The organism is Rhodococcus sp. SORGH_AS_0301 (assembly GCF_030818285.1).
Classification (GTDB): domain Bacteria; phylum Actinomycetota; class Actinomycetes; order Mycobacteriales; family Mycobacteriaceae; genus Rhodococcoides.
The window spans coordinates 874,060-889,071 of sequence record NZ_JAUTAC010000002.1; the positions used below are offsets into that span (position 1 = coordinate 874,060).

General features: G+C 67.1%; 16 protein-coding genes and 1 pseudogene. 10 read left to right on the forward strand and 7 right to left on the reverse strand.

Annotated features, from left to right (window positions below; genetic code table 11):
- The first annotated feature begins 77 nt into the window (after positions 1-77).
- The 4 genes from QE397_RS04695 to QE397_RS04710 all read left to right on the forward strand — a co-directional run bounded on the left by QE397_RS04695 (position 78) and on the right by QE397_RS04710 (position 3,088).
- A complete protein-coding gene (locus QE397_RS04695; RefSeq protein ID WP_373425208.1) occupies positions 78-797 on the forward strand; it encodes an alpha/beta fold hydrolase in 720 nt (239 codons plus the stop codon).
- A 197-nt stretch (positions 798-994) separates the two neighbouring features.
- Positions 995-1,198, forward strand: coding sequence for a three-helix bundle dimerization domain-containing protein (locus QE397_RS04700; RefSeq protein ID WP_027505531.1), 204 nt, complete (start codon positions 995-997; stop codon positions 1,196-1,198).
- A 582-nt stretch (positions 1,199-1,780) separates the two neighbouring features.
- A complete protein-coding gene (locus QE397_RS04705; RefSeq protein WP_155957006.1) occupies positions 1,781-2,041 on the forward strand; it encodes a hypothetical protein in 261 nt (86 codons plus the stop codon).
- Between the two features lie 90 nt (positions 2,042-2,131).
- Positions 2,132-3,088 (forward strand): hypothetical protein, encoded by a 957-nt coding sequence (locus QE397_RS04710; RefSeq protein ID WP_307092056.1) that lies wholly within the window; start codon positions 2,132-2,134, stop codon positions 3,086-3,088.
- Between the two features lie 172 nt (positions 3,089-3,260).
- On the opposite strand, the gene poxB is transcribed toward QE397_RS04710, so the two are convergent.
- Complete coding sequence (poxB, locus tag QE397_RS04715) at positions 3,261-4,994, reverse strand: ubiquinone-dependent pyruvate dehydrogenase (protein ID WP_056448978.1); 1,734 nt, start codon at positions 4,992-4,994, stop codon at positions 3,261-3,263.
- 227 nt (positions 4,995-5,221) lie between these two features.
- On the opposite strand from poxB, the gene QE397_RS04720 reads away from it, so the two are divergent.
- From QE397_RS04720 to QE397_RS04735, 4 genes are all read left to right on the forward strand, one after another.
- Entirely contained in the window at positions 5,222-5,422 is a 201-nt protein-coding gene (locus QE397_RS04720; RefSeq protein WP_285186157.1) for a helix-hairpin-helix domain-containing protein, read from the forward strand.
- A 125-nt stretch (positions 5,423-5,547) separates the two neighbouring features.
- Complete coding sequence (helR, locus tag QE397_RS04725; protein ID WP_307092058.1) at positions 5,548-7,659, forward strand: RNA polymerase recycling motor ATPase HelR; 2,112 nt, start codon at positions 5,548-5,550, stop codon at positions 7,657-7,659.
- Between the two features lie 162 nt (positions 7,660-7,821).
- Entirely contained in the window at positions 7,822-8,310 is a 489-nt protein-coding gene (locus QE397_RS04730) for a DUF3995 domain-containing protein (RefSeq protein WP_307092060.1), read from the forward strand.
- The gene (locus tag QE397_RS04735) at positions 8,307-9,734 is read left to right on the forward strand and encodes a serine hydrolase (protein WP_307092062.1); all 1,428 of its coding nucleotides are present in this window, start codon (positions 8,307-8,309) and stop codon (positions 9,732-9,734) included. Before QE397_RS04730 ends, QE397_RS04735 begins: the two co-directional genes overlap by 4 nt.
- Before the next feature lie 54 nt (positions 9,735-9,788).
- Here QE397_RS04735 and QE397_RS04740 read toward each other — a convergent pair whose 3' ends face one another.
- The 4 genes and pseudogenes from QE397_RS04740 to QE397_RS04750 all read right to left on the reverse strand — a co-directional run bounded on the left by QE397_RS04740 (position 9,789) and on the right by QE397_RS04750 (position 11,283).
- A complete protein-coding gene (locus tag QE397_RS04740; RefSeq protein ID WP_307092063.1) occupies positions 9,789-10,250 on the reverse strand; it encodes a hypothetical protein in 462 nt (153 codons plus the stop codon).
- A 56-nt stretch (positions 10,251-10,306) separates the two neighbouring features.
- A pseudogene (locus tag QE397_RS21755) lies at positions 10,307-10,672 on the reverse strand (hypothetical protein); the annotation flags it as partial.
- Positions 10,614-11,045: a hypothetical protein gene (locus QE397_RS04745; RefSeq protein ID WP_027505539.1), complete on the reverse strand. Its 432-nt coding sequence runs from the start codon at positions 11,043-11,045 to the stop codon at positions 10,614-10,616. The pseudogene QE397_RS21755 and the gene QE397_RS04745, both read right to left, overlap by 59 nt.
- 61 nt (positions 11,046-11,106) lie before the next feature.
- Positions 11,107-11,283: a hypothetical protein gene (locus QE397_RS04750; RefSeq protein ID WP_156380573.1), complete on the reverse strand. Its 177-nt coding sequence runs from the start codon at positions 11,281-11,283 to the stop codon at positions 11,107-11,109.
- 770 nt (positions 11,284-12,053) lie between these two features.
- Between QE397_RS04750 and QE397_RS04755 the strand changes: the two genes are divergently transcribed.
- Positions 12,054-12,725 (forward strand): DUF6745 domain-containing protein, encoded by a 672-nt coding sequence (locus QE397_RS04755; protein WP_307092066.1) that lies wholly within the window; start codon positions 12,054-12,056, stop codon positions 12,723-12,725.
- A gap of 29 nt (positions 12,726-12,754) precedes the next feature.
- A complete protein-coding gene (locus QE397_RS04760; RefSeq protein WP_307092068.1) occupies positions 12,755-13,207 on the forward strand; it encodes a hypothetical protein in 453 nt (150 codons plus the stop codon).
- A gap of 54 nt (positions 13,208-13,261) precedes the next feature.
- Here QE397_RS04760 and aztD read toward each other — a convergent pair whose 3' ends face one another.
- On the reverse strand, positions 13,262-14,437 hold the full coding sequence (gene aztD / locus QE397_RS04765; RefSeq protein ID WP_307092070.1) for a zinc metallochaperone AztD: 1,176 nt from the start codon (positions 14,435-14,437) through the stop codon (positions 13,262-13,264).
- Positions 14,438-14,507: 70 nt separating this feature from the next.
- Positions 14,508-14,993 (reverse strand): metal ABC transporter solute-binding protein, Zn/Mn family, encoded by a 486-nt coding sequence (locus tag QE397_RS04770; protein ID WP_373425209.1) that lies wholly within the window; start codon positions 14,991-14,993, stop codon positions 14,508-14,510.
- Between the last annotated feature and the right edge of the window lie 19 nt (positions 14,994-15,012).

Here is a 15,012-nt window from a genome sequence, read left to right on the forward strand (position 1 = left end):
CCCTGTTGCTCATCGGTTCACCGATGGATGCGAGTGGGTTCACTACGCTCCGTGAGCATTTCATCGATCGACCGGTCGTGACCTACGACCCACGCAACACCGGCCGCAGCGTCTGTGGCGAACCCACGGCTGCGGTCACGCCGTGGCAGCACGCCGCCGATCTGGATGCGTTGATCACAGCGCTGGGGTCCGGACCTGTCGACGTGTTCGCGTCGAGCGGCGGCGCGGTCAACGCCCTCGTCTGCGTCGAACGCCGGCCGGGCGCGATCCGAACTCTCGTCGCCCACGAGCCACCCGCCGGTGGTGCACTCGCTGACCACAACCACATCTCGGCTGCCTGCACGCACATGGTGGAGTCCTACGACGCGGCGGGGACGGGGCCGGCGATGGCCGAGTTCATCCGCCTGGTGATGCACCGCGGTCCTGTCGACGACGCGTACCTCGCATGGCCGGCGCCGGGCCCGGCGCAGTTCGGACTCCCGACCGAGGACGACGGTTCTCGTACCGATCCGCTGATGTCGAACATGCGTGGACTGGGCGTCGATTACGTGCCCGACGTGGAGCGTCTGACGGCAGCGTCGACTCGCATCGTCATCGCGGTAGGCGAAGAGTCCGGTGGGCCTGAGGACGGCGAGATGGCCGGTCGCGCAGCGTATGCGGTCGCCCGGCTGTTGGGCCAGGACGCTGTCGTCTTCCCCGGCGGACACCAGGGGTTTCTCGGTGGTGAGTACGGTCAGACGGGCCGGCCCATCGAGTTTGCCGCAGCGCTCCGGACGTGGTTGGACTGTGCTGGATGAGGCGTGCCCGAGTCTGGGTGCGGCAGCAACGGCAACTGCAGCACAGTCGGATTCTCGGAGCGAAAAGCACGCGAAGTGACCCGGCAGTCGGAGAACCTGCGCACGAGGTTCGCGCTCATTGCCGAGTGATCGTTACTGCTGCGAACAATATCGTCGAAACGTTGACTCGGTCCCGATACGAGGTCGATTCTGAGTAGATGACAACCACCAACGAATCGGAGCATCTCGCGGCGGTGCAGGACCGGCTCACCGCCGCCCTGCCCGGGGTGAGCCGACACGACATCGAACAGACCGTGGCGGCTGAGTACGCCCGCTTCGAGGGACGCTCGGTGCGCGACTTCGTGCCGCTGTTCGTCGAGCGCAACGCACGAGAGGCACTGCGCTCCGTCGCACCGCACTGACACCACCTGTCGCACAGCAATACACGGCCGCCCAGAACGCGGGCGACCGTGCACGGTGCGGCCATTCACCGATCGGATCGCGCTTGCTGCGGCGCGGATCAGATCGGCCCGGGGTGTGTCAGCTGAAGAAGCTGAGTCCGTCGAGGAAGTCGCCGCTGCCGCCGAAGATGTCGGACAGGGCGCCGAGGAAGTCGACGAAGCTTGCGAGGTCGGTGATCATGGGAGCTCCCGTGGTCGAGTGGTGGTGGCAGGAATGCCTGTTCATTGGTACCGAGCATTGGTGAACGAACGGTGGATCATCGGTTGTCCCAATGGGGTTGCCGCCGTGAACGGTTCCGATCAGACCGGGGTGATCACCAGCAGCTGAGCCCAGTACGCGGCGGTATGCTCACCGAGGTAGGGGAGCAGGGTGTCGAAGAGGATGTAGGACAACGGGGGACTCCTCGGGTCGGGTCGTGGTGGGGCTGCGCCGAGTGAGGGGTGCCCGCTCCGCGGGTAGTCGGAGTGGCGGTGCGGTGAACAGCGGGTGTCGACTCGGCTCACCGCCGGGTGGGACGGCTCGTCGGCCGCGATGATGGTGCGATGAGCACGAGTCAGGCCGAGGGCCTTCGCGGGATGATCGAGTTCGCGCGTCGGTGGTTGCCCTACGGCGGCGGTCCTGACGAGGAAATCCTCGTGACGTTCGGTGTCCCCGGGTATCAGTTCCACGAGCGGCTCGCTCGTGTCCTCGACAGCGGAGACCCGACGGTGGCGCAGGCGTTGTCGGCGCCCGAGATCGCGGCGCTGCGCCTGCAGTGCCGTACCCGCTCGCTGCATCGTCACAACGTCCCCGCCTGGCAGTGACCCACTGGTCCTCGAAACGTTTCGTCAGCTGCCGCTGAGTCGTCCTCGGCGAGACTCACCGCGACTGCGCGAGGTGGGATGCTTCCGGCCGTGACCGGTCGACATGTGGGACTCGCGTTGTTTCTGGTGGTGACGGTTGCTCTCGCGTCCTACGGCGTCCTGACCACTCCTGAGCCGAGGTCGGTCGCCGAGATCGGTTCGGCCGATCACTTCGTCTGCGCGTTGCCACAGGACGTCGGCGGCTATCTGGCGCCCCCGCCGCCGCAGCAGAGCGTCGCTCCCCGTCCGGCGCGGGGCACGGTGCCCGAGGGGTTCGAGCCGGTGGCAGCCGTGGTGTGCGACATCGGTATCGGAGACCATGTCGAGGCCGACGGGACCGTGACCTACGTCGAACGCCGCTACGCCGGGGACTTCGGCAGCGCCGTGCGGGAGCTGAACGGGCCGCCCACACGTCGCTCGATCTTCGACGCCGAATGTCTGGCGTCCGTGCTCGCTGCGGCGCCGGTCGACATGTGGCTCGTCGACGTGGACGGCCGCGCCGTACAACCGTCGTACCCGCGTGGTGACTGCGGCCTGGACAACACCCTGGGACTCGCCGAGGTTCTCGAGCTCCCGAAGGTAGAGGCCACCGAACACAGCGTCCGCCTCGATGCTGCCGGTATCACCTACTTCTACTCGTGCTCGCCGATCGTCTCGACACCGGTGCCGGGGTCTCGGTCGCTACTCGACCTGACGTTGACACCGTCCGGGTTCTGCCGCTTCGACACCGCCGGACCCGATCTGATGTTCACCGGAGCGGATCGGTACGAATCCGAGCCGTCCCTCGACTGGAACGCCGCCCTCATCGACGTCGAGCCCGCCGGTCCCTGCGGTGAACGCGGGACATCGCTGGCGACCACCTCGACGCAGTCCACGATCGGGGACGAGTTGGTCATGATCGACGTCCACATCGAACTCGACGGGTGCCGGCGCATCCTGGGCGACGGCTTCACTCCGTTGTCGGCGCCCGCCTCTGTCGTCGACTCGATCGTCAGCGCAGCGTCGTGACCTGACGTCTGTCGGCCACGTCGGGTCGAGCCCTGACGGCCGTGGTTTCCGTTGATCGCCGTTCACAGAGCAGAACGTGGTTGGGGCGCACGTTTCACCACTCGACGCCTGCATGGTTGCGCGTCGACCACGACCGTGGCATCGGATCACGCCAGTCCGGCCAGCAAAGCTCTCAGTCGAAGATCCGCCGACGGACATTGGTGTCCGCGAGGTCCACGAGTTCGTCGGCCCGGCCGGACAGGATCGTCCGAATGCCGTACAGCGTGAACCCCTTTGCCTGCTCGAGGGTGATCTTGGGAGGAATGGAGAGCTCCTGTGCCGCGGTGACGACGTCGATGACGGCGGGACCGTCGTACGCGAACGCGTCGATCAGAGCCGCCTCCAGATCCTGCGGCTTCTCCACTCGTCGGCCGAACATCCCCAGAGCCTGTGCCACAGCGGCGAAGTCGGGGTTCTTCAGGTCGGTGCCGTAGTTGACGATGCCGGCAGCCTTCATCTCGAGTTCGACGAAGTTCAACGACGAATTGTCGAAGATGATGACCTTGACCGGCAGACCGCTCTGCATCAACGTGATCAGCTCACCGAAGCCCATCGTCAACCCGCCGTCGCCGGCGAAGGCCACCACCTGCCTTCCGGGCTGAGCGGTCTGCGCACCGATCGCCAACGGGAGCGCGCAGGCCATCGATCCGTGATTGAACGACCCGAGCAATCGGCGCTTGCCGTTCATCGTCAGGTACCGGGCGGCCCACACGACAGGCGACCCCACGTCGACGGTGAAGACGGCGTCGTCGTCTGCCAGCTCGTTCGCCATGCGCGCCAGATACTCCGGCCGGATGGGTGTGCGGTGCCGGTCGTCCACAGCGAACGAATCGAGATTCTTGCGTGTCTTGCGATAGTGCTTGACCGATGTGTCCAGATGCTTGCTGTCCGTCTTGGCGTGGACACGGGGGAGCAGAGCGTCCACGGTGTCGGCGACGGTACCCACCAAGCCGACGTCCAGGGTCGCTCTGCGGCCCAGGTTCTGGCCGCGGATGTCCACCTGGATGATCTTTGCGTCGTCGGGATAGAAGTTGCGGTACGGAAAGTCGGTGCCCAGCATGAGAAGAACGTCGGCATGCGAGATCGCGCGGTACCCCGAGGCGAAGCCGAGCAGCCCCGTCATCCCCACGTCGTAGGGATTGTCGTATTCGACGTGCTCCTTGCCGCGCAGTGCGTGCACGACAGGAGCCTGCAGCGCGCCGGCGATCTCGAGCAGTTGTCGATGCGCACCCGCCACACCGGCGCCGGCCAGAATGGTGATGTTGTCGGACGAGTTCAGGATCGACGCCGCCTCGTCGAGCGAGGCATCGTCGGGACGCACGTGGGACGTGGTCGCGCGGATGGCCGGGGTGGCCTTTCTCTGTTCGGCATGCGCCAGCAGCACTTCGCCCGGGACGACGACCACTGCGACACCGCGTTCTTCGATCGCCGCCCGCATCGCCATCGCGAACACGTGTTCCGCCATCTCCGGGTCACTGACCAGCTCGCAGTAGACACTGCATTCCTGAAAGAGGTTCTGGGGGTGAGTTTCCTGGAAGTACTGCGATCCGATCTCGCTGCGCGGGATGTGCGCCGCGATCGCGAGCACGGGGACACGGCTGCGGTGCGCGTCGAACAGCCCGTTGATCAGGTGGAGATTGCCGGGCCCACAACTGCCGGCGCACACCGCGAGTTCGCCGGTGATCGCCGCGTCACCGGCTGCGGCGAAGGCGGCAGTCTCCTCGTTGCGGACGTGCTGCCACGTCATGCCGTCGTTCCGGCGGATCGCGTCGGTGAAGCCGTTCAACGAATCGCCCGGAAGACCGTAGACGTGGGTCACGCCGCTCTCGGTCAGGGTCTGCACGAAATGGTCTGCCACGGTCGCCATGGCGAACAGTATGCGCCGGATCCGCACCGGAAGCGTCGTGGAACGAGTGACCGATCGTCCTGGCTCGGACACTCGTGGAGATCGGTGAGGACCGGGGAAAGCGCTGTGGGCGAATACTGCAGCAGGTGCCCGGGCGAGCTCCGGGGACAGCCGGGCCTATGTCGTCCCGGGGAGCGTCAGAATGGATCCATGCAGAGAAAGACGACGAGCGGAAGGCGGTGAGCAGCATGACGAACGACGCGCCGACCGATCGTGGGCCCGTGTTCGACGGTGTCCGCATCGGTAGGCCTGCGACGGGCGCGTTGATCGACGCCGGGTATCGCACGGTGCTCGACCTTCCGGCGGACCTCGCGGTGTTGTTCGCGCTGCACGGAGTGGGGCCGTCGGCGATCAGGCGGTTGGCCGAGGCGCGCTACGATCGGCGTTGACGGGAACGATCCCTTCCACCTCCAAGATATAGCGCACGGTGGGGCTTGCGGCAAGCCCCCGCGGTCGGCGCAGAATGGCTCGCTCGATGCCATGAACTGCACGTTTCCCCGATCGGAGCCGACCTGTGGACACCGTGTTCGCCCTGCCCCCGCACCGCCGAGCCAAGGCCGACCCCGCCTCGATCGCGGCGGATGATCGACATCTCGCCAGAATCGACGCGGCCCTGCGTCGGTCCCTCGCGGATCTCGAACGACGCCTCGCCCGGACTCGCGCCGCCCCTGGCCGATCCGGCCAGGACGCGATGGAACGCGACCTGGAGACACATCGGCTCACCGCCGAGATTTGCGCAGTGCGACGTGTCGGGCGGGACATGTGTCTCGGGCGACTCGTGCCGGCGGACGGAACGGAGCCGGTGTACGTCGGGCGGCGCGGACTCCTCGACGAGGCCGGTCATCCACTGCTCGTCGACTGGCGCTCACCAGCAGCAGCACCGTTCTTCGCCGCGACCCCGGCACGTCCGATGGGTGTTGCCTGGTGTCGTCGCTACCGGTGGACCGGAGGACGAGTGAGCGACTTCTGGGACGAGGTGTTCACCGCCGAGATCTTGCACGGCGCCGTGGCATTGGACGATCGGTCGGCCTTCGTCGCCGATCTCGGGGCGGCGCGGTCGTCCCGCATGCGCGACGTGCTGGGCACCATCGCCGCGGACCAGGATGCGATCGTCCGCGCTCCGTCCCGAGGAGTGCGTGTGGTGGACGGCGGCCCCGGAACGGGAAAGAGCGTGGTCGCGCTGCACCGTGCGGCCTACCTTCTGTACGCGGATCCGCAGGTCGGGCACCACCGCGGCGGGGTCCTGGTGATCGGACCGCACGAGCCCTACCTGTCGTACGTCGCCGACGTGCTTCCTGATCTCGGAGAGGACGGTGTCCGGGTGTGCCTGCTCGACGAGATGGTTCCCGAGGGCCGGAATGCAGTCGCAGAGAGCTCGCCACGCGCCGCCGCGGTGAAAGGCTCCGCGTCGATGACGGAGACGATCGATCGCGCGATCCGCTTCTACGAGACACCGCCCGCGAACGACATGGTCGTCGAGACCGAGTGGGGTGCAGTGCTGCTCCGGGCAACCGACTGGGCGGAAGCCTTCGCGGCACCCGACGCGGAGACTCCGCACAACGATGCGAGAGAGGAGATCTGGGCGGCGCTGGGCGACATCGTCGTCGACCGCCTCGCCGGCGACGTGTCGGACGCCGAGCTGACGTCGTCGCTGCGGGAGATCGACGAGCTTCGCGACTGCGTCGAGTCGTCGTGGACGGTGATCGATGCTCCCGATCTCGTCGCCGACCTCTGGGCCGTGCCGGCATACCTACGCCAGTGCGCGCCCTGGTTGGACGAGGACGACAGGGCCGCGGTCCGCAGAGACCTCGGTGCTCCCTGGACGACAGCGGATCTCCCTCTTCTGGACGTCGCTCGTCGCCGCCTCGGAGACCCACGGGCGACGACGATGCGCGTGCGCCGTGCCCTGACGATCGCCTCCGAGCGTGCGCGCCGACGCGCGGTGGTCGACGATCTCGTCGAGTCCGACGATTCGGAGCTTCGCGTCATGTCGATGCTCCGCGGCGACGACCTGCAGAACGTGCTGGACGAGACCGAGTTCTCGACGGGCGAACCGGATCGGCTTGCTGGTCCGTTCTCCCACGTCGTCGTCGACGAGGCCCAGGAACTGACGGATGCGCAGTGGCAGATGGTCCGTGCCCGCTGCCCGTCGGGCAGTCTCACGGTGGTGGGTGACCGGGCGCAGGCCCACAGCGGTTTCCCGGAATCCTGGGAGGCGCGGCTGGCGCGTGTCGGATTCACCGACGTGGCGGTGTCCACGCTCGACGTCAACTACCGCACACCGGCCGAGATCATGGCCGCGGCCGAACCGGTCATCAGAGCGGTCCTCCCCGACGCGAACGTGCCTCGTTCGGTCCGCAGCACCGGGGTGGGCGTTCGCCAGGCCGGAGTGGACGACCTGGACGCGATTCTCGACGAGTGGGCCGCGGCCGGTGAGGGCGTGGCATGCGTCATCGGTGTGCCGGCTCGGCCGGACACCGAGCGGATCCGTTCTCTGAGCGCACGGTCGGTCAAGGGGCTCGAGTTCGATCTCGTCGTCCTCGTCGAGGGGCCGGGTGTGGACAGCGCCGTCGACCGATACGTGGCGATGACGCGGGCGACCCGGCAACTCGTGGTGCTGAGCTGATCGACTGGTGCGGGTGGGATGGTTCCGAGACGGCATTCCTGGTGTCCCTCGTCGGTCGAGACCTCGTCTGTCTCAGGGTGGGGTCGGGGTGTTCCCGGATGTTCGGGCGAGCGGAACGTTCCTAGTGTCGATCGTGTGCAGACACCCTCGGGAACGACACGCATGAGAATGCCTGCGGCGGTGGCCTTTCTCCTCGCTGCGGCAGCCGGGCTGCTGCATGCGGCCGCGAGCGCGTACTGGGCGGTGGGTGGTCGATGGCAGCTCGCCTCGGTGGGGGACTGGGCGGTGACCCTGGCCGACGACCGACCGGTGGCGAGCGGTCTCGCGCTCGGTGTCGTCGCTGTCGTGAAGGCCGGCGCTGCTGTCCTTCCGTGGGTGAACGAGCGGGTCCGAGGCCACGGTCATCGGCAGGTCCGCATGTGCGGGTGGTGCGCGGGCGGTGTGCTTTCCGTGTGGGGCGCAGTGTCGACGGTGTCCGCGGCAGCGGTGCTCGCCGGCGTCATCGTGCCCGACGGCGGGTACGACCGGACCGCGATGATCGGGCATGCCGTGGTCTGGGATCCGCTGTTCACGGTCTGGGGAGCAGCGCTGCTGACCGGGTTGTGGTCCACCACGCACCGGGCCACAGCGCTGACGGGAGTACGACGATGACCGCGGCACGACGAGTCGTCGCCGTGTTTCTGGGCGCCCTGACACTGCTCGCACTGTCGATCTGCCCGGCGGCCGGTCGAGGGCACGACGAGGAGTCGTTGCAGGGCCTCGTCACTCGGTGGGCCTCGGAGATCGGTGCACCGGGCATGGCCGCACGGATCGTCGACAGCGACGGTGCACGGTCTGCGGCATTCGTGGGAGTCGACGGGGACGGTCACGACATCGACGGGTCGACCCCTTTCGTCTGGGGGTCGGTGTCGAAGCAGTTCGCGGCAGCGACAGCGAGGGGCCTCGGGCGCGAGGGTGTTCTCGATGCGACCAGCCCTGTCGTCGAGGTGGTCCCGCAGGCTCGCCGAGTGCTCTCCGACCCCGCAGTGACCGTCGACGACCTCGTTCATCACACCAGCGGGCTGCCGCACGACATCACCGTCACCGACGAGTGGACCCGAAGGGGTTCCGCGACAGACGCCGTCACCGCCCTCGACGCGCCGAAGGGGGCCGGTCCTCGTGGTGAGTTCCGGTACTCGAGTCTGAACTACCTGCTCCTGCAGGCTGTGATCGAGCAGGCGGCAGGGTCCTCCTACGCGGACGCCGTGCGCCGCGTCGTACTCGATCCCGCCGGCAGTGACGCCATCACCGACCCGCAGTTGTTCGTCGACAGTGTTCCGCGGGGACACGTTCCGTTCTTCGGTTCCACCCGCCCGGTCGACGTCGGTGTCGATTCGGCGGGGTTGGGATACGGCTACCTCGCCGGTTCCATCGATGACCTGGGACGCTATGCGTCGTGGCGACTGCGGGAACGTCACGGCGGCGTAGCCCGGTATCGCGAGGTGCCGACGGCTCAGGGTTCGACCTACGGTGACGGCCTGTTCCACGAGAGGATCGATGGCCACGATGTCTGGTGGCATGCGGGTGCGGTGCCCGGCTACTACACCTACGTCTCTCTGATTCCGTCCCTGGACACAGCAATCGTGGTGGCGGCGAACCGATACGGTGAAATCGAGGCCGAGCGACTCGCGGCCGTCGGTCGGAACCTGACGACATCGGTGACGGGTGGACGGACGAGCGAGCTTCCCGACTCCTCGGCGTCCACCGTGCTCGGAGCGCTCGCTGCGATCATCGCGACGCTGGTGGTCGGCATCGGCGTTCACGCGGTCCGCATCGTCTCGGGCAGGACGCCCCAGCGGACCAGAGGAGTCGCCGTCGTGCGCGGGGTCGTTGCGGTCGGGGTAGGGACAGCGGCCGCTGTCGCCGTCCTGTTCGGACTGTCTACTTCGACCGGCGCGGGGTTGTCGGTGGCAGGCAGGTGGGCGCCGGACGTGGCTCTGCTGGTGTGGGTATTGCTCGTGGCGATCGCTGCGGCCGCCGTGGTCGACGTGCTCGGGCAGGTCGTGGGGTGCCGACGTGTCCGTGGGGCGCAGTGAGGTCAGGCATCGGGAGTGTCGCTGGTGTGCACTCGCCGACGCCCTGTCCGGCGTTCACACGAGGTCGCGGCGGCGCAGAGCCCACGATCCGATGGCCAGAAGTGCTGTGGCCACGACGATGAGGATGACTGCGGCGGTGAGTGGAACCGGCGCGCCGACGTCGGCGGGAAGATGCGTGTGCGGTGCTGTGTCGCGCAACCACTGGGGAGCGCCGATGAGGGTACCGAGCGGCCCCAGCAGCAGGTCGAGGACGACTGCGGCCCACCCGACTGCGATCCACCGGCCTCCGAATCCGTATGCGGCGTAGGCGATCGCGGCGACAGCAAGGGTTGCCGGCAGCTGCGACACCGCTCCGACGAGCACGTCGACGACACCGGGGCCGTCTCCGCCGACGGCAGCAGCCCCGGTGACGAGCCCGACACCTGCCAGAAGCAACACGAGGGTTGCCGTGACTGTCGCCGTGGCGGCAGCGGCGAGCAGACGAGACAGCGGGGAGACGGCGGTAGCGAGGAGCATTTCCGCGCGACCCGTCCGGTCGTCCTCGCGCAGGTGCCCGACCACGGTGCCACGCCGAACTCGTGGGCGAAGGCAGCGATGATCCCGCTGCTGGTGCTGTAACCCACTGCTGCCGTGTCGGCGAGGTGTGTCCCCCGCTCGAGAAGGTCGGCCGCAACGATCATTCGAGCGCGTGTCCGCCAGCATCCGTAGGTCAGTCCCATATCGGCGGCGAATGCTCGCCGGATCGTTTTCTTACTGACTACGGCACCAACAGGAGCTTTCAGCGCTACACGAGAGCGATCAACGCTTTCGCCGCGGCCCTGGACAATTCCACCGTGTCGGAAGGACAGTAGAGCCGGACTGCCCGGACGCACCGATGCGTCACGTACGGCGTTCGCTCTGTCCGAACACACGTCGACGAACGACGGCGCCGGCGACACTACACACCGCAGCGCAGACAAGGCCGCTCGCGACGGCGACGCCCGGTGCGAGGGAGGTCAATCCCGCAACGAGTGACACCCATGCGAGGACCACTGCGCCGGTCTCCAGGCGCGCCGCCAGGACTGGCCCTGTTCTCCGTCTGTGCGCCGACACCGCCTTCAGGTACAACCCGTAGGCGGCATAGACCGTGGTGTACGCACCGATGCAGAACGCGAACACACCCATCGCGAACCACCCGGGGACAACGTCGTAGGGAGCGTCGCCGAGGGCGGACATTGCGGCGACCGAGATGGGCACCACCAATGCCGTTCCGATGTACAGGAGGACGGCGAGGCCCAGCACCGAATCCTTGGGCGACGACGTCCACGACATCGCACCACTGTAACCAACTGATCGGTCTAGATCGTGCTCGCCGCTGCCGCGCACGGGCGGGTCACGGCGTGTCCGTGCGAGACCTGACCGAGAGAATCGCCGCGACCACTGCTCCGACCAGCAGGAGGAGGACCACGTCGTCGCTGCGATCGGCCGCCGACGTGCCTCCCCAGGTCGCCACGCGCACGATCACCGCAAGTAGGTAGAGGCCGATCGCGGCGGTGCGTGGATTTCCCATGACGGCACCGTATGCCTGTATCGACGCCGCATCAACGCCGAAGGCGAATGAGTGGCATCGCACGAATGGTCTATCGCTCGACGGTGTCAGATCCGGTGCGCTGCCCCCCTGGGAGAACTTTCGGCCGAATGTGCCGATCCTGCTACGGGTATCGGCACCGACTCTTGCGCTGCGTCGCGCGACGTGTCATTCTCGGACACATGACAACCGGAAAGGCGGACACCGCCACCCTCGCGTGAGCGCCGCAGCAACACCCTTCGCGGTCAGGGCAAGAACCGCATCGTCTTCGATTCATCAGATGGCATCCGTACCCACGTTGCGGGACACGTGGCTCGCGCTGGGTCTGTCCACTCTGCCGTCCGACAGGCCGACCGCCGAGGCCGCCGTAGCGGATCTGTACAGGCATGCAGGGTTCCGTTGTCCCGAGTTCGTGTGGGTACCGTCCCCACCGGCTGGCGCCGAACTGATTGTCTCCGAACAGTTGTCGGGTACGAACTCTCTGACGTCCGGTGCTGCCGCTCGAATCGCGTCGACCGTCTCACGGTCACGCGAACGTATGGACAACCGCACGGGCGGGGTGTCGCGACGATGGCCTTCCGACAGTCGCTCCCTCTGGGCTGCACGCACGCAGCCACTGGCGGAGTCCGCGCGGCAGGGGATCGCGCCCCGACGAGTTGCTGCGAATCGCGGTGTGGGATTCGTTGCGCACGAGCCTGTTCGATGGAGTGGCGGCCGCCGTGCGGTCACTCGTTCAGCGACCGACGGGAAGCGTGGCGTGGTACGGGCAGCAGGAAGCGCACCGGCTCGCGTACTACGACATCCATCGCACACTGGGCATCTCTGCCTTCCGCGGTACGGATCACGCCATCCTCGATACTCAGACAGCCCTCGCGGGGGCGACCGGCTGGTGGTGGGCATTCGACAGTGTCTGCGTCATGTCCGAGCGACCTGGAATTCTTCAGACCGAACCTCTTCCGGGAGCGGTGCACAACGAACGGCGACTGCACGGACAGAACGAGCCCGCAGTCCAGTTCGCCGACGGACGATCCGTTCATGTCGATCACGGGACCATCGTTCCCGAGTGGGTGATCACCGAACCCACCGTCGAGCGCATCGCACGCGAACGGAACATCGAGGTACGACGGTGCGCCATAGAGCGCATCGGGTGGGACGTCTACATCGACGAGGCCGGACTCGAACTCGTCGACCGGACGGACGATCCGGGAAATGCCGGCGCCCCGCTGTCGCTCTACGCCACGCCGACCAGCTGGGTGGACGACGGCCGAATTCTGCTCGTGGTCAACGGTTCTGTCGAGCGGGACGGTCGGCGGCGACGCTACGGGTTGCCGGTTCCGAACGGTATGACGTCCGCACTCGACGCCGCCGGATGGACCTACGGCATCACCGGCGACGACTACTCCCGTCTCGTGCGCCGCACGTGACCACATCCCGCCGACCCGAGGTGACTTCGATGACCACGACCATGACTCTGTCCACACTCACGGCCCTGACCGGCCTCGACGTCTTCGACTATCTCGATCGAGACGTGTCGATACCCGTCGTCGACGGGCTTCAAGCTCAGGGCGACCTGATCGTCGTGCCGCGTCCGATGATCCTCCACGTGCAGGCAGTTCGGGGCACGCGGGCCGACGACGTGCCCCTCACCGGCGTCGAACTGCTTCGCAGCGCCGCCGGCGGCAACCCTCACAGCCTCGTCTGCGAGGAAGGCCATTGCATGTGGTCCACTCCGGTGTTCGATCCGAACGGCCTTGCGTTGGGCATCCTCGACACCGAGGTCACGGCGTACCTGATTCATCCCGAACACGGTGCGACAGGAATTGCGCCCGGCTCCTACGTCATCAGCAGGCAACGCGAGCGTGGAGTGGGTCGACACTTCCGATCAGCGCGGTTGGTCGCGGATTGACGCACGCGACCAGCCAGGGGCGCGGCTGACACCGCGCCCCTGGTGACGACAGGATCAGTCGGTGACGGCCACGAACTCGTTCGGAGTGACGTCGAGTTCGCTGCTGACGGTGACGTCACCGGTGGTCAGATCCACGGCGTGGATGCTGTCGGTGTCCGGTTCGGTGACGTAGGCGGTGTCGCCGGTGATGGAGATGCCGGGGTGTGCGTCCTGGTACTCGCTGGGGCCTTCCCACTCACCGATGACAGGGTAGGAAGCGGTGAACTCGCGCGTCTCGGGATCGAAGACGTGCAGGGCGCCGTCGGTTCCGATGATGTAGGCCTTGTCGTCGGGTCCACGGGAGACCCCGCGCCAGGTGTACTCGGCACCGTCGGGCATCTGGACGACGTCCAGCGTCTTCGCCACGGTGTCGATGACGGTGACCGCCTGCAGCAGTGAGCCTTCCGCGTCTGCGTCGTTCTTGTAGTCGCCGACGACCAAGGGACTGGTCTCGCTGACGTACGCGTTGCCCGTACGCCCGTAGGGCTGGTCCGGAGCGTCGAGCTTGGTGATCTCGCCCTTGTCGTAGACCAGGACACCGTTCTCGCAGCCGAATACGACGATCTCGTTCTGTGCCGTTCCCTCGCCGTGGACGCCGGGGCACTGATCGTTGCGCGCGATGACCGCACCGGCGGCATCGCGCACCTCGATACCGGTGCGTCCGTTGGCATTACCAACGGTGGTGAGGAACGTGCCGTCCTCGAGAACGACCGAGACTCCGTGATGCGCCTCCACACCGGGAATGCTCTCCACCTCGGGGAGACCGTCGCTCGACTCCAGTGCTGCCGTGTCGAAGATCGTGGTGTCGCTGGTACCGTCGGCGTACAAGATCGTCTTGCCGCCGTGCCGGACGACATGGCCCGCCTTCTCCGCCTCGAAGACCGTGTCCGTGAGCTGTGGTGCGTCCGTGGTGCCCGCGGCGGTGTCGAGTACTTGGAAGCCCTTGCTCGTGGTCACCATGACGTTGCGCCCGTCGCCGGCGAGGTTGAGGCGTGTGTAGTCCTCGGAGTCGAAGTCCGCGACGGTCTCGAGGGTGGCGGCGTCCAGCACCTGTACGCCGCCGTCGTAGGAGACCGCGACACGAGGGCCGGCCTGCATCGCTGCGGTGGTGCTCGTGGTGGAGTCGGCGGCGGTCGTGGTGGTTCCGGAGGAGCACGCCGCGAGAGTGACGACCGCGCCGAGCGCGAGCACAGTGGAGCCTGCCAGCGCCGGAAGTGATTGAGACGCATGTGAATCCTTTTCTGTGTGGGAACGATACCGATCAGGGGGAGAGGCCGGCGGCGATGCGTTCGGTGTTGACGCGCATCATCGTCAGATAGTCGGGGGCGCCGCCGTCAGGACCGGTGAGCGACTCGGTGAACAACTGCACGACGTCCACGCTGATGTCGGCTTCACTGGCGAGTGCCTGAACGAGTCGGTCGGGCGAGGACGATTCTGCGAAGACGGTGCGGACACCGGTGGAGTCGACGGCATCGACGAGATCGGACAGGTCGGACGCCGACGGTGCGGCGAGGGTGGTGCCGCCGGGAATGACCGCCCCGACGACCTCGAAGTCGAAACGGTCAGCGAGGTAACCGAAGACATGGTGGTTGGTGACGAGCGCACGCCGTTCGTCGGGGATCGCGGCGAACAAGGCGGACATCTCCTCGTCGAGACTCTGTAGCTGTCCGCGGTACTCGGCCGCTCGTGTCGACATGGTGGCCGGATTCCACTCCGTCGAGATCGCCGAGCACCGGTTCCAAGGCATCGACGACGGCGATCATGCG